The organism is Asanoa siamensis, assembly GCF_016862555.1.
Lineage (GTDB): Bacteria > Actinomycetota > Actinomycetes > Mycobacteriales > Micromonosporaceae > Asanoa > Asanoa siamensis.
Genome location: NZ_BONE01000096.1, coordinates 1 through 17206 on the forward strand (window position 1 = coordinate 1; position 17206 = coordinate 17206).

Consider the following 17206-nt stretch of genomic DNA (forward strand, 5'->3'; position numbering starts at 1 on the left):
ACCGCGCCCAGGCCCTCGAACTCGGCGCCCTTGTGGACGAGCAGCGTGGCGTCACCGCCGTCGTCGAGAATCATGTTGGGGCCGCCCTCGGCGTCGGGCCAGAGGAGCACCTGCTCGGTGCACCACCAGTACTCCTCGAGGGTCTCGCCCTTCCAGGCGTAGACCGGGACGCCGTTGGGGGCCTCGGGCGTGCCGTCGGGGCCGACGACGATCGCGGCGGCGGCGTGGTCCTGGGTCGAGAAGATGTTGCAGGACGCCCAGCGGACCTGCGCGCCGAGCGCGGTGAGGGTCTCGATGAGCACCGCGGTCTGGATGGTCATGTGCAGCGACCCGGTGATGCGGGCGCCCTTCAGCGGCTGCGTCGCGGCGAACTCGCGCCGGAGCGACATCAGGCCGGGCATCTCGTGCTCGGCGAGCTGGATCTCCTTGCGGCCGAAGGCGGCGAGGCTCAGGTCCGCCACCTTGAAGTCGCCCTCGGCGAGGGTGCGCGGACGGTCCCCGGTCGACGCGCCGTGCGCCGGAAGGGTGCTGGTCATGAAGGCTCCTAGTCGGTCGCGGTCCCTGCTGGGTTCTGCGGCTGATCGCGACCATCGAGCTTACGCGGTGGGTTGCCGGGGGCTGTGCTTCCCCTTGGCGCGCGGAGCAGCGTTATCCCGGTCCGGTCGCGACCGGTTTGGCGTTATGCCTGGTTGGTCGCTTCCGTGCGAAGGCTTCGAGTTGCGGGCCTGGCCGAACCGGGACCCCCGTCCGCGCATAGCGCACGGGGCGGTGGGTAGTCGGCGGATGAACCGCTCGACCCCACACCGCCCCGTGCATCCCCCCGGTTTGGTTCCCCCGCGCGTGACTCGGACCTTCGTCGCGATAACGCTGCGTGGTTATAGAGTCACACCAAGCGATCGCCTCTGTCAAGAGAATGCGGATATTTCCTGATCTGTCTTCTGATGGCGGCGCGGTTCGGGCGTGCGGGGTTGGCCTTCGACGTCGTGGCTGGTGTTTCTCTTGTGGTCGTTGTCGGTCTCACCGGCCCAGCGAGGCGACGAACACCTCACCTTCACCGGCGATCATGAGCGGCCCGGCGCCCGCGGGGCCCACGCCGGCCCGGCCGGGCGTGAGCGAGACCACGCCGGTGGCGTCGCCGATGGTGACCTCGCCGGCGACGCAGAGGGCGAGCACGGGGCCGTCGAGGGTGAGTTGGGTGGGGCTGGTGATGCGGTGGAGGGCGAAGTCGTCGACGGGTACGGGCCAGGTGGAGATGCCGGGGGCGACCTCGACGGGCTTGACCACGGGGTCGGCGAGCACCTCGAACCGGAGCACCTGGAGTAGTTCGGCGACGTCGACCCGTTTCGGGGTCAGCCCGCCGCGGAGGACGTTGTCGCTGGCGGCCATGATCTCGACGCCGGTGCCGCTGAGGTAGGAGTGCAGGTTGCCGGCGGGCATCCAGACGGCCTCGCCGGGCGCGAGCCGGACGGGGTTGAGCAGGAGGGCGACGAGTACGCCGGGGTCGTTCGGGTAGTGGGCGGCGAGGCGGCGTACCAGGGCGAGGTCGGCGCTGAACCGCTGTGTGACGCCGTCGCCTTTGGTGACCAGGCTGACGAGATCGGCGCCCTTGCCGGGCCAGGTCAGCAACAGCTCGACGGCATCGGCGAGCTGCCCACGGCGCAGGTGCGCGGTGATCGCGGCGAGCGGCTCACCCCCGAGCGCCTCGAGCGCGTCGGCGGAGGTCTTCGGGTCGCGGAAGCCGCAGAGGGCGTCGAAGGGCTCGATCGCGACGAGCAACTCGGGTTTGTGGTTGGCGTCGACGTAGTTGGGGTCGCCGGCGGTGAACCGCTCCTGTGCCCGCTCGCGGTCGGGGTGGGCCTGCAACGACAAGGGCGCGTCGGCGGCGAGCAGCTTGAGCAGAAAGGGCAACTTCGCCCCGAACCGCGCGGCGGCGTCGCGGCCCAGCCACCCGATCGGCGCGGCGGCGATGGTCTCGGCCAGGCTGACGGGCCCGTCTTCACCGTCCAGTGTCGAGGGTGCGGCGGGATGGGCACCGACCCACAGCTCGGCCTCGGGCCCTGCGGTCGGCACGGACCGACCTTGTAGGCGCGCGATGACCGTACGCGACCCCCAGGCGTAGTCGCGGATGGGGCTGTCTAGTAATTCCACAGTGGCCGGTCCCGGGGTAGGCGGTGTCTGTCAGCGCTTGCTCTCCGCTGTCGGTGGTTCCGCCGCGGCGGGGGCTCCCACGGATCATCCCGGTCGGCCGGGTGGTGGTTCGTCGGGGGCGCACGCCACGGTGACGCATACGACATGATCCCGCACCGGGCCCACGCGTGAGACGCCCGGCGGTCGTGGCGGGATGCGCCGTCCGGGGGAATTGTCCGCAGCCGGGTCGTGGTTCTTGCCGTGAAGCGACATTCCGGCCTGCGGTGCTCGGCGTCGCCCCATATTTCTTGGTCGACCTGGCTCATCAGGGCGGCCGGTCGGCGCGGTCGGCAGCATGGATCCCCACGGCCGGGCCCGACGTCGCTGCCCCTACAGCGAGATCGCTGGGGCCGCCGCTTGGTTGCGCCGCCGCCATCCGTGCCACCAGCACGACCTCCCCGCAGCCGCTGCCCGGCGTGGCCGGCGGCACGACATCCCGACTGCAGGGACCCCAAGGCGCCGCGCCGCTACTGCGGCATGGCTACCTACGGCCGGTGGCGGGCTCCGCCGCCGTCCGTAGCGGCGACACGACATCTCTGCTGTCCCTGTTCGAGGGGCCGTCCCGATGACCTCGCCGACCGCCCACCGAAACACTTCCGGCCCCGACATCGACAGTCGCCGCCGTCGCGGCGCTGGCGCCACCGCGACATCCCCGCACGCCGTCACTGCGACCTGGCCTCGGGCTCTACCCGGCGGTGCCGGGATGGGCTGACGCGACGTCGCCGCCGGGTCAATGGGGGGCTTCGGCCGTTTCGGTGGTGGCGCTGGTGTCGGTGGCGGCGGCGCTGGCGCTGTAGATGTCGGGCTCCAGGTAGATGACCCGGGCGATCGGGACCGCCTCGCGGACCCGGGCCTCCGCGCCGTCGATCGCGCGTGCCACCTCCTCCGCGGTGGCGTTGGGTGTTACGGCGATCTTCGCCGCGACCAGGAGTTCCTCGGGGCCCAGGCGCAGCGTCTTCATGTGGATGACGCGGTCGATGCCGTCGCCTACCAGGGACTTTTCGATCGTTCGGACGTTTTCCGGGCTGGCGCCCTCGCCCAGGAGCAGGCTCTTGGTCTCGATCGCCAGGATCACGGCGATCGTCACCAGGAGCAGGCCGATCATCGCGGTGCCGACCGCGTCCCAGCGGCCCTCGCCGGTGGCCAGGGTCATCGAGACGCCGAACAGGGCGAAGACCAGGCCGAGCAGGGCGCCGGTGTCCTCCAGGAGCACGACCGGGAGTTCTGGTGCCTTCGCCCTGCGAACGAAACGCACCCACGAGGCCTTGCCGCGGACCATGTTGGACTCGCGGACCGCCGTGCGCAGCGAGAACGACTCGAGGACGATCGCGATGACCAGCACCGTGACCGGGACCCACTGCCACTCGTCGATGCCGTGGCGCTCCTGCCACTTGTGCCACGCCTCGTAGAGCGCGAACAGGCCGCCGACGCTGAACAGGATGATCGAGACGATGAAGGCGTAGATGTAGCGCTCACGCCCGTACCCGAAGGGGTGCTGCGGTGTTGCCTTGCGCGTCGAGCGGCGGCCGCCGAGCAGCAGCAGCCCCTGGTTGCCCGAGTCGGCGACCGAGTGGATCGCCTCGGCGAGCATCGACGACGAACCGGTGAGGACGAACGCCAGGAACTTGGTGACCGCGATGCCGAGGTTGGCGGCAAGGGCCGCGACGATGGCCTTCGTGCCGCCGCCGGCGCTCATGCCGCTGCTCTCATGGGTTGGACAGCTCCTTCATCTCCGAGACGGCGGGAACCGCCATCGGATCCAGACCGTGCGCCAGCGCCAGATAGACCGAGGCGAAGTCGGGCACCGCGACGAGGGACGCCAACCGCTCGAGCGACGAGCCGCCCTCGGCCGTGATCACGTCGCAGCGCACGCCGCGCCGCTCGGCCAGGGTCTGGATCGCGTCGGCGCGCCGCTCCTCGACCGCGAAGGGCTCGTCGGTGTCGTCGTCGGCATTGAGGCCGCCGTCGCGTAGCAGCACCACCCGCAGCCGGCTCGACTGCTGATCCTCGTCGTCGAAGGGGTCGGCGAAGATGTCGCGGTCGGACTCCACCAGGCCGCCGAAGACGCCGTCGAGCAGGCCCACGCGGCCACGACCGGCCTCGCCGAGCGCGCCGGCCACCACCGGGTAGCGGGCGTTGGCCGACAGCGTGTCGGCGAACCGCCGCGCGGCCACGGTCGCCAGCGGCGACGAGCCCCAGACGATCGGGACGGAGCCGGCCAGCCCGAGCGCCAGCGACTTGGCCGGGTTGACGAACGACTCGGCATTGGGGCGGCAGCGCTCGGCGTCGGCGTCGAGCCGGGTCGCGGTCTCGGCGAAGTCGGCCTCGTTGACCTTGACCAACCCGAGCGTACGGGCGGCGAGCAGCACCGGAACCGTGAGCGCCCAGAGGCTCGCGCGGGCCGGTGCCCGGCGCGGGACCGGGATGAACGGGGAGCGGGCCCGCTCGACGACCGACTGGAGCTCGGAGTCGGGCGCGCCGATGCCGACCAGGCGCGCGCCGCGCCGGGAGGCGGCCTCGGCGGCGGCCAGCGCCTCGGGGCTGTGACCGGACGCGCTGATCGCGATCACGACGTCGGCTGCGCCGACCCAGCCGGGCAGGGCGGCGCTGCGGTGGGCGATGACAGGCGCGCGGGATCGCGGGCCGGCGGCCATCGCGAGGATCTCGCCGGTGCGGGCGGCCGTGCCGGCGCCGGCGATCACCACGGCGCGGGGCAGCCCGTCGTCCTCGAGCGCACGGAGGTTGACCTCGGCGGCCAGGGCCGCGGACTCACGGACCTGGGCCCCGGCGGACGCCGTCATGCGCAGCATGCCGCCCGGGTCGTTTTCCGCCATGGCGTCCTGGTTGTCGAGCAGGGCCTCGTCGGCCACCCGCTGGCCACGCAGGCCAGCGGCGCCACCCACCGGGGATTCCATCAGCGTGCCTGCCCCTGCTCCTCGGCCGAGCCCGGCTGGCGCGCCTCGTCGAGCAGCAGGATCGGGATGTCGTCGCGGATCTCGAACACCCGGCGGCACTCGGTGCACGTCAGCGTCTGCGCCTCCGCGTCGTAGGTGAGCGGCGCGTGGTGCGTGTCGGGACAGGCGAGAATGTCCAGCAACTGCTGATCCAGGGCCATCGTGCGGTCCTTCCTCCAGGCGGGCGGCGGGCCGTCCGGCGACGATCTTAGCGGCGGATGAGGCCGAGGGCCTCGTCACGGAGTTCAGCCATGCGCGTAGCGGTCGGCGCCTCGACGTTGAGGCGCAGCAACGGCTCGGTGTTGGAGGCGCGCAGGTTGAGCCAGGCGCCGTCGGGGAAGGTCAGCGTCAGGCCGTCGAGCTCGTCGACCTCGGCGTCGGGGTAGGCCGCGCGTACCTCCTGCTGCTTCGCGCCCTGGTCCTGGACCGTCGAGTTGATCTCGCCGGACGCGACGTAGCGCTCGAAGGCGCTGCCCAACCGGGACAGCGGCTCAGGCTGGCCGCCGAGCGCGGCGAGGACGTGCATCGCGGCCAGCATGCCGGTGTCGGCGAACCAGAACTCGCGGAAGTAGTAGTGCGCCGAGTGCTCGCCGCCGAAGACGGCGTTGGTGCGTGCCATCTCCGACTTGATGAACGAGTGCCCGACCCGGGCCCGGACCGGGGTGCCGCCGTTCTCCTTGATGATCTCGGGGACGGCGGTCGACGTGATCAGGTTGTAGATGATCGTGTCGCCGGGGTGCTTGGCCAGCTCGCGGGCCGCGACCAGGGCGGTGATCGCGCTCGGGCTGACCGGCTCGCCCCGTTCGTCGATCACGAAGCAGCGGTCGGCGTCGCCGTCGAAGGCGAGCCCGAGGTCGGCGCCGTGCTGCACGACGGCGTGCTGCAGGTCGACCAGGTTCTTCGGCTCCAGCGGGTTGGCCTCGTGGTTGGGGAAGCTGCCGTCGAGCTCGAAGTAGAGCGGGACGATCGTGAGCGGGAGGGCGTCGAGCGCCGCGTCGCCCAGGACAGCCGGGACCGTGTAGCCGCCCATGCCGTTGCCCGCGTCGACGACCACCTTGAGCGGCCGGATGCCGCGCAGGTCGACCAGCGTGCGCAGGTGGCGGGCGTAGTCGGTGAGCAGGTCGCGGCGCTCCGGCGCGGCACCGGGCGCCGGGGCCGGCTGCGGGGCGGCGCCGTCGAGGATGCGCTGGGCGTTGTCGCGGATCTCGACGAGCCCGGTCTGCTGGCCGACCGGCTTGGCGCCGGCGAGGCACAGCTTAATGCCGTTGTATTGGGCGGGGTTGTGGCTGGCGGTGAACATCGCGCCGGGCAGGTCGAGGGAGCCGGCCGCGAAATAGAGCATGTCGGTGGAGCCGAGGCCGGCCTCGATCACGCCGAGGCCCTCGCCCAGCACGCCGCGGCCGAAGGCGGCCGCCAGGTCGGGCGAGGACGCGCGCATGTCGTGGGCGATGACGACGCTGGTGGCGCCCGTCTTGCTGAACTTGAGGAACTGTGCGAAGCCCGCACCGAGTGCTGCCGCGGCTCGCTCGTCCCACTGGTCCGGGACGACTCCGCGGATGTCATAGGCCTTGACGATCTGGGACAGGTCGGACAATGCACTCGCTCCTTGGACGATGCCAGCGTATCGCCGCCGAGCGTAACGGAGCACGTCCGCCCGGGCCCTGAAGGCTCTCGCGCCTGTGGATAACCGAAGGGCTGTGGATAACTCCGGAATCAGTCCTCGACGCGCGGCAGGATCACCGTCGGTTGGTCCGGACCCGGTCCAGCCGCGGGACGCATAGGAGGCAGGAACATGGTCTGCGCGTCGTTCACCATCCGACCGCCGGTCGCCGAGTGCCGGCCGGTGTCCGGAGCTGCTCCCTTGCCGGCCCGGTCGGCGCGCAGTTGGCGCACCAGGAAGACGATCAGGCCGGCGCCGACGCCGACGAGCACCAGCCCGCCGACCATGACCAACCCGCTCATCCCGAGAAAGCCGCTGTCGCCCGAGTCATGGGGCGTCGGCACGCCCAGGGCCACCGGACTCTTGGCCGGGTCGTCGAACGGCACCACCGTCTCGGGATCCACGGTGGCCACCGGCTTGGCCGTCGGGCTCTTCGTGCGGCTGGGCGTTCTGGTCGGCGTGGCCCGCACACCGTTGACCCGGGCCGACGCCGACTCACTGCCGAGCAGTTCGCCACGCCCGTTGAAGACCTGGCCGGTGAGCGTCACGCTGCCGCCGGGAGTGCCCTTGGCGAAGCTGACCCGATACCGGCCGGCCGTCGTCTGCCGGTCGCAGATCGTCGAGCGGTCCGGAGCGGTCCGTTCGGTGACCACCGCACCGTTGCCGGCACCGGCGACGATGACCGAGCGCCACTGGCCCCGGGTCAACGTCTCGACCCGCACCTGGTCGGGGCTCATGCCGTTGGCGAGCCGGATGCCGAGACCGGTACGCACGGTGATGCAGCCGCGGTCCCGGCGGGTCACGCTGACCGAGGCCGAACCGGGTGCGCCGCCGGGGGTGAAGGTGCGCGTCGCCCGCAGGTCGATCCGCTCGTCCGCCGCGCTCGCGGGACCGGCGGAGACCACGAGTCCTACGCCGATCGCGCCGACCAGGCCGACACCGATCGCCAACACAGCCGCCGCCCGACGCCCGCCGCGCCGACCCACCATCATCACCATCTCCCGTGTCTTGGTTCCCCCGCTCGGGCGACACGCTACCTGTTGCTCCTTGACACCCCCACCGGAGAAGGCTTCGGGATCGACGATGCGTAGCGGGCCGGCGACAGCACGCGTTGTCATCTTCCTGACGCCACGATCAGTTATCCGGCGGTGGCGGTCCGTCGCTGTTGCGGCTGCGTCCATCGTGGATCGATTCGCCACACGTGGCCCGCCGCTTGGACCATCGCCACCTATTCCCACCCTGACAGGCAGGGATCACCGTCAGTCGCGCCGACGATACCGCGCGAGATAGATCGATGCTGTCCCGCGGAGGCGAAGTTTCCGGTGGGCGCCCGCGTCCCCCGGCCACCGCCGCGCGTTGAACCGGAAGCCGGCCCACCTGACGGGTGAAACCCCAGGTCAAGCCCGCGTACGGGGTCTTGGCGTGCACGCGGGCCAGCTGATCTTATGTGCCCAGCCAGGCCTTCTGTGCAGATTGGACGGTGCGGACGTGACGGTGACTCTCGGCAACCGGTCCGCGATCCCGGCACCGCGCCGTGGGTCGGGTGTGTTCGAACGGGCGCGCACCGTCACCGAGCCGGCGCTACGGTCGGCGGTCGACAGCCTGCCGCCGGTGACGCGGCGCGCCGTCGGCTACCACTTCGGGTGGTGGGACAGCCAGGGCAACGACCGCCCGGGCACGGCGGGCAAGGCGCTGCGCCCGGCCCTGACACTGGTGGCGGCCGAGGCGGTGGGCGGCACGCCGGTCGGCATGGCGGCGGTGGCGGCCGTACCCGCGGCGATCCCGGCCGCCGTCGCGGTCGAGCTCGTCCACAACTTCACGCTGCTGCACGACGACGTGCTCGACGGCGACGGCCTGCGCCGCCACCGGCCGACGGTGTGGAAGACGTTCGGCACGGGCGCCGCCATCCTGGCCGGCGACGCCCTGCTCGCCCTCGCCTTCGACGTGCTGGCCGCGGCCGCCCACCCGGCGGCGCCGACCGCCGCCCGCATGCTCGGCGCCACCGTCGGCCAACTGGTCGAGGGCCAGGCCGACGACGTGACCTTCGACCGGCGCGACGACGTCAGCCTCGACGAGTGCATCAGGATGGCCCGCCGCAAGACCGGCTCGCTGCTGGAGTGTGCCGCGGGCCTGGGCGGCCTGTTCGGCGGCGGCACGCCGGCGCAGATCGCCGCGCTGCGGGGCTACGGCGCGGAGTTGGGCCTGGCCTTCCAACTGACCGACGACCTGCTCGGCATCTGGGGCGGTGCCGACGCGACCGGCAAGCCGGCCCACTCCGACCTCCGCCACCGCAAGCGCTCGCTTCCGGTCGTCGCGGCGCTCGCCGCCGGCTCGCCCAGCGCGGCCTGGATCACCGAGGCGTACGCGGCGAAGCACGAGCTGTCCGATGTGGAGGTGGGTGAGCTCGCCGACAGCTTGGAGGCCGATGGCTGGCAGGACTGGTGCCGCACGGAGGCGCAACGCCACGTACGCGCGGCGCTGGACCAACTCGAGCCTGGCATCACCGCCGAACGCCGCCAGGACCTCCGCACGATCGCCCGGCTGGTCGGTGACCGGGACCGGTGAGGAACGGCCAGAACAAGGCCCTGCCAACCGGCACGGCCACGGGTCGGGGTGTGGGCATCGCCATGTTCCTGCTCGTGTTGCTGTCCCTCGCCGCGCCGCCGGCGAGTGCGGCGACCAACGCGGATGCGCCGGCGCCCGGTTGCTACAACGCCGTCTACCTCGTGCGCGACCGCACCCTCGTGCGGGTCGACCAAGGCACCGCCGAACCCGTCAGTCGGTTCGACGCGCCGCTCGACGCGGTCGCTTACGTGCCGGCTACCCAGGCCTTCTGGGCGATCAGCGGCGAGAGGGTCATCAGCTTCGACCAGGCCGGCACAGTGCGGAGCCGCGCGCCGTTGCCCTCGGCCCTGCGCCGCGTCGATCTGATCAGTTCCGTCACCGGGACCGCCACCGCGGCCGCGGCCGGCAGTGAAGATCACTGGATCGTGCGGACCGGCGGCGAGATCGTCACCTATCGCATGCCCGCACTCCAGGAAGTCTCCCGGCGCAAACTGGCCGGGCCCGGCGCCGACGTCCTGCTCGCGCCCAGGATCGCCGACTGGGACCTCAACCCCGTCGACGGCCGGCTCTACACGATCGTCGCCGGGCCGCCCGCCCAAGTCGTCGCGATCGACCCACGCACCGGCAACTCCACCGTCCTGGCCACGCCACCCGGGCTGCCCGTGCTCGGCAGCTTCGGCGCCGTCGCCGTCGATCCACAAGGGACGTTGCATGCCCTGCACGACCGGAGCGGCCGGATCTACCGCCTGACGCTCGCCGACCTCGACCGCGCCGTCACCTCAACCCCGGCGGGCGGCCCGGCGACCAGCTCCGACGCCACCAGCTGCCCCGCCGGCTGGGACTACGGCGACGCGCCCACGCCCTACCCCACCAGGCGCGCCGACGACGGGCCGCGCCACCCGGTCAGCACCGACCTCACCCTCGGGCGCGCGATCACCGCCGACGACGACGCCCGCCGGACCGATCACGATGACGCCCTCGCCCAGCCCCCGACGGTCACCCGTGGCGGCAAGCTGCGGATAACGGTCACCGTCCGGAACACCACCCGCCACAACGCGATGCTCGCCGCCTGGCACGACCTCGACGGCAACGGCCGCTTCGACCAGGCCGACCTCGCCACCGCCACGGTGCGGCCCGGCACCAAGAGCGTCACCCTGGCCTGGCCGTGGCGCACGACAAAGAAAGCCAACAAGACAGCCATGCTGCGGATCCGGCTCTACGGCGGCCCGCTCGGCTACGACAAAACAGCACCGCGCCCGACCGGGCCCGGCGGCAGCGGCGAGGTCGAGGACCACCCGATCCAGGTCCGCGCGCCGCAGGCCGGCGACAAAACGGACGTACGCAATCTCGCCGGACCCGCCGGCGGCGACCTCCCGGCAGTGCCCGACCCCGGCGCACCACCGCAACCCGTGGCCGTCGCCCACGACCGCCGCAACCACGCCATCACCGGCGGCACCCCGCGCGAGAAGGACGGCCTCCCCCTCACCTGGTCCGTCTTCGTCGGCCTGCTCGTGCCCGCCGCCTCCGTCGCCGCCCGGGCGGCCGCCAAAAGAGGTAGTCAATGAACACGTTGCTCGCCGGGATCGCCGTGGTGCTCGCCGCGGCCCTCGCGTCCGTCGTCGGGTTCACGGTGGTGTCCCGCTACGTGCCGCGGCGCTGGCGGGTCGCCGACGGGGACGCGGCCGGCACGGTCTACTCCACGATCGGCATGGTGTACGCCATCCTCATCGCGATCGCCGCCATCGCCGTCTGGGAGCCGCGCGCCGACGTCGCCACCAACACCGAGGCGGAGGCAAGCAGTCTCATCGAGGCCTACTGGTCGGCCAACCGGCTGGCCCCCGCCGACCGCGACGAGGTGCACGGCCTGATCATCGGCTATCTCCAGCTCGCCAGCGGCACCGAGTGGGACCACCTGCGCGCGAGCCACTCCGGCACGTTGACCGCAGAGACCCTCTCGACCGAGCTGCGCGAGCGGGTCGACGGCGTCCGTCCTGTCACCGACACCGAGCAGGCCGCGCACCAGATGCTGGCCAACCAGGTCAGCTCCGCCGCCACCGCCCGCCGCGCCCGGATCGGCGACGCCGACTCGACGATGCCGGCACCGCTCTGGCCGATCCTGCTCGGCGGCGCCGTCATCAGCGTCGGCTTCCTCTATCTGTTCGGCCTGCGCAGAACGGTGCCCAACGGCCTCATGTTCGCCGCGCTCGGCGGCATGGTCGCCCTGATGCTCTTCGTGCTCTACCAGGTCGAGCTGCCCTACAGCCGCGGCTTCGCCGTCGACCCCGACTCGCTGCGCGCCGCGCTCGAGACGCTACGCGGCGCGGACGGCCTCTAGCGCCGCCGCCAGCGTGTCGAGGCCCCGCTCAAGCGCGCGGTCGTCGATCACCAGCGGCGGCAGGAACCGCAGCACGTTGCCGTAGGTGCCGCAGGTCAGCGTGAGCAGCCCGCGCAGGTGGCACTCCGCCGAGATCGCGCTGGTGGTCACCGGGTCGGGCAGCAGCGTGCCGGGCTGCACGATCTCGATCGCCTGCATCGCGCCGCGGCCGCGGACCTCTGCGATCCGCGGGTCCGAAGCCACCAGATCGCGCAGCCGCCCGCCGAGCGTCAGCCCGATCCGCCGGGCCGCGGTCACCAGGTCGAGCTCGCGCATCGTCTCGACCGAGGCGAGCGCCGCCGCGCAGGCCAGCGGGTTGCCGCCGTAGGTGCCGCCGAGACCGCCGGGATGCACCGCGTCCATGATGTCGGCCCGCCCGGTGACCGCGCCCAGCGGCAGCCCGCCCGCGATCCCCTTGGCGAGCGTCATCAGGTCGGGCACGACACCCTCGAACGACGAGGCGAACCAGTCGCCCGTACGGCAGAAACCGGTCTGGATCTCGTCGGCGATGAACACCGCGCCCGCCTCGCGGGCCCACGCCGCCAGGGCCGGCAGGAACCCGGGGGCAGGCACGACGAAGCCGCCCTCGCCCTGGATCGGCTCGATCAGCACCGCCGCGACGTTGGTCGCGCCGATCTGCGCGTTGATCATGTCGATCGCGCGGGCGGCCGCGTCGGCGCCCGAGAGCCCGCCGTCCCGCAGCGGATACGACATCGGCACCCGGTAGACCTCGCCCGCGAACGGCCCGAAGCGGTGCTTGTAGGGCATGTTCTTCGCGGTCAGCGCCATGGTCAGGTTGGTCCGGCCGTGGTAGGCGTGGTCGAAGACCACCACGGCTGTCCGCCCGGTCGCGTGCCGGGCGATTTTCACGGCGTTCTCCACAGCCTCGGCGCCCGAGTTGACGAGCATCGAACGCTTCTCGAAGTCGCCCGGCGTCAGCGTGTTGAGCGTTTCGCAGACCGAGACGTACAGCTCGTACGGCGCGACCATGAAGCACGTGTGGGTGAACCGCTCGACCTGCTCGCGCACCGCCGCGACCACCCGCGGGGCCGCGTTGCCGACCGAGGTCACCGCGATGCCCGACGCGAAGTCGATCCACTCGTTGCCGTCGACGTCGGTCAGCGTACCGCCGCTCGCGTGGTCCACATAGGAGCTGATCGTCGAGCTGACCCCGCGGGCCACCGCCGCGGTCCGTCGCTTGTGCAGGTCGAGCGAGGCCATCACCCCTCCAGGTTGTGCATCACGTGCTTGACCCGGGTGTAGTCCTCGAGGCTGTAGACCGACAGGTCCTTGCCGTGCCCCGAGTGCTTGAAGCCGCCGTGCGGCATCTCGGAAACGAACGGGATGTGCGTGTTGACCCAGACGCACCCGAAATCGAGGCGGCGGGTCATCCGCATCGCCCGCCCATGGTCCCGGGTCCAGACCGACGCGGACAACCCGTATTCGACGCCGTTGGCCCAGCGGACCGCCTCGTCCTCGTCCGTGAACCGCTGCACGGTGATCACCGGACCGAACACCTCGTCCTGGATGATCTCGTCCTGCTGAAGGACGCCGGACACCACCGTCGGCGCGTAGAAGAAGCCGCGCTCCCCCACCCGCGCTCCCCCGACCTCGAGCGACGCGTGGTCGGGCAGCCGGTCGACGAACCCGGTGACCCGGCCGAGCTGGTTGGCGTTGTTGAGCGGGCCGTAGAGCACGTCCTCCTCGTCGGGCCCGCCCGTCTTCGTGCCGCGGGCCTGCTCGACCAGCGCGGCGAGGAAGTCGTCGTGCACGAGCGGGCCGGCCAGCACCCGGGTCGCCGCCGTGCAGTCCTGGCCCGCGTTGAAGTAGCCGCCGACCGCGATCGCCTCGGCCGCCGCGGCCACGTCGGCGTCGTCGAAGAGCACGACCGGCGCCTTGCCGCCGAGCTCGAGATGGGTGCGCTTGAGGTCGGGCGCGGCCGCCGCGGCGACCTCCTTGCCCGCGCGGGTCGAGCCGGTGATCGAGACGAGCTGGGGTACGGGGTGGGAGACCAGCGCCCGGCCGGTGTCCCGGTCGCCGCAGAGCACGTTGAACACGCCGGCCGGGAAGAACTCGGACGCGATCTCGGCGAGCATCAGCGAGCTGACCGGCGTGGTGTCGGACGGCTTGAGCACGACGCAGTTGCCGGCCGCCAGCGCCGGGGCGATCTTCCAGATGGCCATCATCAGCGGGTAGTTCCACGGCGTCACCTGGCCGACGACGCCGAGCGGCTCGCGGCGCACGTACGACGTGTGCCCGGCCAGGTATTCGCCCGCCGAGCGGCCCTCCAGCATCCGCGCGGCACCGGCGAAGAACCGCAGCTCGTCGACGGCGGGCGGCAGCTCCTCCTCGGTGGTGAGCTGGCGCGGCTTGCCGGTGTTGCGCACCTCGGCGTCGACCAGGTCGGCGGCCCGCGCCTCGACCGCGTCGGCGAACTTGAGCAGGGCGAGCTGCCGCTGCGCCGGGGTCACGTCGCGCCAGCTCTCGAACGCCGCCGCGGCTGCGGTCATCGCACGGTCCACATCGGCCGGACCCGAGATCGGCGCCTGCGCGAACACCTCGCCCGTGCACGGGTCGACCAGGTCGCTGAGGTTGCCGTCGACCGGGTCGACGTACTCACCGTTGACGAAGTTCCGCAGCTGCTGCTTGTCGCTCATGGGTGGCGTCTCCAGGCGTGGGGGCGTACTGGCGGACGGGATGTCGTATTCGCAACCCTCACGCCATCTTCGCGACCGAATCCGTTGCTGACAAGGTGTATCGCCACCGTTTCCGCGAGGTCGCCCGCTGGGCTAGGCTCGCGCCGTGGACCAGCGCGCGTTCTACGTAGCCGGCCGGCCCGAGCACGGCACCGACCCGGTGACGATCCGGCACCCCTACGACGGCCACGCCGTCGGTGAGACCACCATCGCGACACCGGAACAGGTCGAGCGCGCGGTCAGCGCGGCGGCCGACGCGGCGGGCCCCGCGCAGGCCCTGCCCGCACATGCCCGCGCCGCCGCCCTCGACCACGTCTCGGCCCGCCTCAAGGAGCGCGCCGACGAGGTCGCCAAACTGATCACCGCCGAGAACGGCAAGCCGCTCAAGTGGTCGCGCGCCGAGGTGACCCGGGCGGTGTCGACGTTCCGCTGGGCCGCCGAGGAGGCGCGCCGGTTCGCCGGCGAGTTGCAGCGCCTCGACACCGACCCGGCCGCGACCGGCCGGATCGCCGTGGTGCGCCGGTTCCCGCGCGGGCCCGTCCTCGGCATCACGCCGTTCAACTTCCCGCTCAACCTGGTCGCCCACAAGGTCGCTCCGGCGATCGCGGCCGGCGCGCCGATCGTGGTCAAGCCCGCGCCGGCGACGCCGCTGACCGCGCTGCTGCTGGGCGAGATCCTGGCCGAGACCGACCTGCCGCCGGGGATGTTCTCGGTGCTGCCGGTGCCCAACGACCGGGCTGCCGCGCTGGTCGAGGACCCGCGCCTGCCGGTCGTCAGCTTCACCGGATCGGGCCCCGTCGGCGCCACGATCCGCCGGGCCGTGCCCGACAAGCACGTCACCCTCGAACTGGGCGGCAACGCGGCGGTGCTGGTCTGCGCCGACTGGACGGCGGACGCCGACCTGACCTTCGCGGCCGAGCGGATCGCGATGTTCTCCAACTACCAGGCCGGGCAGAGTTGCATCGCGGTGCAGCGGGTCTTCGTGCACGAGTGGGTCTACGACGGATTCGTGCCACGGCTCGTCGCGGCCGTGTCGGCCCTGCGCACCGGCGACCCGTTCGACGAGGCGACCGACGTGGGCCCGCTGATCTCGGAAGCGGCGGCGACGCGGGTCGAGTCGTGGGTCGACGAGGCGGTCACGGCCGGCGCGACGATCGAGGCCGGCGGCCTGCGCGCGGGCGCGACCTATCCCCCGACCGTGCTGTCGCGCGCGCCGAAGGACGCGAAGGTCACGCGGGAAGAGGTGTTCGGGCCGGTGCTGGTGGTCGAGCCGGTCACCGACGACGCGGCGGGCTTCGCCGCGATCAACGACTCCGCGTACGGCCTGCAGGCGGGCGTCTTCACCCGCGACCTGCGGACGGCGTTCACGGCCCATCGCACGCTGGACGTGGGCGGGGTGATCGTCGGCGACGTGCCGTCGTACCGCGCCGACCAGATGCCCTACGGCGGCGTCAAGGGGTCAGGCGTCGGCCGCGAGGGGCTGCGCAGCGCCATGGACGACTACACCGAACCGCGGGTCATGGTGTTGACCGGACTGGACCTGTAGAAGACCTTCAACAGCTTGATCTGCGCACGTCCGCGGTGGGCACGACCGCTCGCTCCCGCGCGCACCGGGCAGGGCCCAAACCCGGGGCCCTGCCCTGCCTGGTCCGCGGTTGCGCGCGGTCAGATCGCCGAGAGGTGAGCGACCAGGCGGTCGACGAACTCCGCCTGGGCCGGCACCAGCTTCTCCTTCGCCGTCGCCAGGTCGAACCATTCGGCGCGGTCGACCTCCGGGAACTCGCGCAGCGTGCCCGAGCGCGGTGGCCATTCCATCTCGAACGTGTTGCTCCGGTGCTGGCTGGTGTCGAAGTCGGCCTCTGCCGCCCAGGCCGAGACGACCTTGCCGGCCTTCTGCTTGACCGACCCCAGCGGCACACAGTCCGCGGCCGTCAGCACGAGGGTCGTCTCCTCCGCCAACTCCCGCAGCGCGGACGCGAGCGGATCGACCGGGTCCTCGTACTCACCCTTGGGGATCGACCAGGCGCCCAGGTCCTTGCGCGCCCAGAAGGGTCCGCCCGGATGCACGAGCAGCACCCGCGGCTCACCGTCGACAATCTTGAACGCCAGGATGCCCGCGCTGTGTTTGGCCACGTCGCAGGCTAACCGGGGCCGCGCCGCCGGAGCTCGTCGACCGCGCCCATCGCGTCGCGCAACTCGCCCAGCCACTCGTCGGCGTGCTGACCGACCAGCCGGACGCACCATGCCAGCGCCTCGGAGCGGCTGCGGGCCACCCCCGCGTCGACCAGCGTGTCGAGGACCTGGCGGTCCGCCTGGCGCAGGCGGGTCATCACCGGCGCCGAGAACGTCGTGAACAGCGCCTCCGTGCCGCCGCAGGCCGCACCCCAACTCACCTTGCGGCGCCAGCGGTGCTCGATCTGCTGTGCGATCTTGATGCGCTGGTCGCGGGTGTCCTCGCGGTGCTGGGCGATCCGGCCCTGCTCCGCCGACGCCCGGTCGGCGTCGGTCGCGTCCTGCGCCAACTGCGGCGACGGCAGCCGGCCAATGATCATGACCTCGTCGCGGTCGATGGTGACCTTCGGCGGCTCGGTGAACCAGCCGTCCGGGACCGCGCCCGTCACCCAGGCCGCCAGCCCTTCCGCCGGTGGTGGCTCCGCCCGACCCCCGCGCGGGCCCGCTTCCCACGGGCCTCGAAAACCTCTCATGGCGCACCTCCCACGTGCCGATGCTTACTTGATTACAGCATTACACCCTTGCACGAGGGCGCACA

General features: G+C 72.1%; 15 protein-coding genes. 4 read left to right on the top strand and 11 right to left on the bottom strand.

The annotated features are described in order from the left end of the window. The 7 genes from Asi02nite_RS35635 to Asi02nite_RS35665 all read right to left on the bottom strand — a co-directional run. Nucleotides 1–536 (bottom strand): adenosylhomocysteinase (locus Asi02nite_RS35635; RefSeq protein WP_203718448.1); only part of this gene is annotated, 536 nt, incomplete at its 3' end. Between the two features lie 481 nt (nt 537–1017). After that, nucleotides 1018–2148 (bottom strand): mannose-6-phosphate isomerase, class I, encoded by a 1131-nt coding sequence (manA, locus tag Asi02nite_RS35640; RefSeq protein ID WP_203718449.1) that lies wholly within the window; start codon nt 2146–2148, stop codon nt 1018–1020. A gap of 769 nt (nt 2149–2917) precedes the next feature. Beyond that, entirely contained in the window at nt 2918–3883 is a 966-nt protein-coding gene (locus Asi02nite_RS35645) for a cation diffusion facilitator family transporter (protein ID WP_203718450.1), read from the bottom strand. 10 nt (nt 3884–3893) lie between these two features. Beyond that, nucleotides 3894–5090 carry an SIS domain-containing protein gene (locus Asi02nite_RS35650; protein WP_373312386.1) on the bottom strand — a complete coding sequence of 399 codons (1197 nt, stop codon included), beginning with the start codon at nt 5088–5090 and terminating at the stop codon, nt 3894–3896. A gap of 11 nt (nt 5091–5101) precedes the next feature. Then, a complete protein-coding gene (locus Asi02nite_RS35655; RefSeq protein WP_203718452.1) occupies nt 5102–5302 on the bottom strand; it encodes a Trm112 family protein in 201 nt (66 codons plus the stop codon). Between the two features lie 47 nt (nt 5303–5349). Then, nucleotides 5350–6735 (bottom strand): phosphomannomutase/phosphoglucomutase, encoded by a 1386-nt coding sequence (locus tag Asi02nite_RS35660; protein ID WP_203718453.1) that lies wholly within the window; start codon nt 6733–6735, stop codon nt 5350–5352. A gap of 119 nt (nt 6736–6854) precedes the next feature. Continuing rightward, entirely contained in the window at nt 6855–7793 is a 939-nt protein-coding gene (locus Asi02nite_RS35665; RefSeq protein WP_203718454.1) for a hypothetical protein, read from the bottom strand. 496 nt (nt 7794–8289) lie between these two features. Here Asi02nite_RS35665 and Asi02nite_RS35670 point away from each other — a divergent pair, with 496 nt between their 5' ends. Genes Asi02nite_RS35670 through Asi02nite_RS35680 form a run of 3 tightly spaced genes read left to right on the top strand, consistent with a single transcriptional unit; the run spans nt 8290 to nt 11701 of the window. Further along, entirely contained in the window at nt 8290–9366 is a 1077-nt protein-coding gene (locus Asi02nite_RS35670) for a polyprenyl synthetase family protein (protein ID WP_239127492.1), read from the top strand. Beyond that, nucleotides 9363–10931 carry a DUF6923 family protein gene (locus Asi02nite_RS35675; protein WP_203718455.1) on the top strand — a complete coding sequence of 523 codons (1569 nt, stop codon included), beginning with the start codon at nt 9363–9365 and terminating at the stop codon, nt 10929–10931. The genes Asi02nite_RS35670 and Asi02nite_RS35675 overlap by 4 nt, the downstream gene beginning before the upstream one ends. Further along, complete coding sequence (locus Asi02nite_RS35680; protein ID WP_203718456.1) at nt 10928–11701, top strand: bestrophin-like domain; 774 nt, start codon at nt 10928–10930, stop codon at nt 11699–11701. The genes Asi02nite_RS35675 and Asi02nite_RS35680 overlap by 4 nt, the downstream gene beginning before the upstream one ends. Here Asi02nite_RS35680 and gabT read toward each other — a convergent pair. Both gabT and Asi02nite_RS35690 read right to left on the bottom strand, forming a co-directional pair. Next, the gene (gene gabT, locus Asi02nite_RS35685; protein WP_373312388.1) at nt 11678–12961 is read right to left on the bottom strand and encodes a 4-aminobutyrate--2-oxoglutarate transaminase; all 1284 of its coding nucleotides are present in this window, start codon (nt 12959–12961) and stop codon (nt 11678–11680) included. The genes Asi02nite_RS35680 and gabT overlap by 24 nt on opposite strands. Further along, on the bottom strand, nt 12961–14397 hold the full coding sequence (locus Asi02nite_RS35690; protein ID WP_203718458.1) for a gamma-aminobutyraldehyde dehydrogenase: 1437 nt from the start codon (nt 14395–14397) through the stop codon (nt 12961–12963). Before Asi02nite_RS35690 ends, gabT begins: the two co-directional genes overlap by 1 nt. Before the next feature lie 145 nt (nt 14398–14542). Between Asi02nite_RS35690 and Asi02nite_RS35695 the strand changes: the two genes are divergently transcribed. Continuing rightward, nucleotides 14543–15982, top strand: coding sequence for an aldehyde dehydrogenase family protein (locus Asi02nite_RS35695; RefSeq protein ID WP_203718459.1), 1440 nt, complete (start codon nt 14543–14545; stop codon nt 15980–15982). 119 nt (nt 15983–16101) lie between these two features. Here the strand turns inward: Asi02nite_RS35695 and Asi02nite_RS35700 are convergent, their stop codons facing one another. Then, a complete protein-coding gene (locus tag Asi02nite_RS35700) occupies nt 16102–16569 on the bottom strand; it encodes an NUDIX hydrolase (RefSeq protein WP_239127494.1) in 468 nt (155 codons plus the stop codon). 8 nt (nt 16570–16577) lie between these two features. Further along, nucleotides 16578–17141 (bottom strand): ATP-binding transcription factor AbmR, encoded by a 564-nt coding sequence (abmR, locus tag Asi02nite_RS35705; protein WP_203718461.1) that lies wholly within the window; start codon nt 17139–17141, stop codon nt 16578–16580. Nucleotides 17142–17206 lie beyond the last annotated feature (65 nt).

What these genes read in the sequence shown, in the direction of transcription:
- Asi02nite_RS35645 (WP_203718450.1), bottom strand. Translation starts at nt 3,883, where the DNA reads ATGAGCGCCGGCGGCGGCACGAAGGCCATCGTCGCGGCCCTTGCCGCC.
- Asi02nite_RS35655 (WP_203718452.1), bottom strand. Translation starts at nt 5,302, where the DNA reads ATGGCCCTGGATCAGCAGTTGCTGGACATTCTCGCCTGTCCCGACACG.
- Asi02nite_RS35665 (WP_203718454.1), bottom strand. Translation starts at nt 7,793, where the DNA reads ATGATGGTGGGTCGGCGCGGCGGGCGTCGGGCGGCGGCTGTGTTGGCG.
- Asi02nite_RS35680 (WP_203718456.1), top strand. Translation starts at nt 10,928, where the DNA reads ATGAACACGTTGCTCGCCGGGATCGCCGTGGTGCTCGCCGCGGCCCTC.
- gabT (WP_373312388.1), bottom strand. Translation starts at nt 12,961, where the DNA reads ATGGCCTCGCTCGACCTGCACAAGCGACGGACCGCGGCGGTGGCCCGC.
- Asi02nite_RS35690 (WP_203718458.1), bottom strand. Translation starts at nt 14,397, where the DNA reads ATGAGCGACAAGCAGCAGCTGCGGAACTTCGTCAACGGTGAGTACGTC.
- abmR (WP_203718461.1), bottom strand. Translation starts at nt 17,141, where the DNA reads ATGAGAGGTTTTCGAGGCCCGTGGGAAGCGGGCCCGCGCGGGGGTCGG.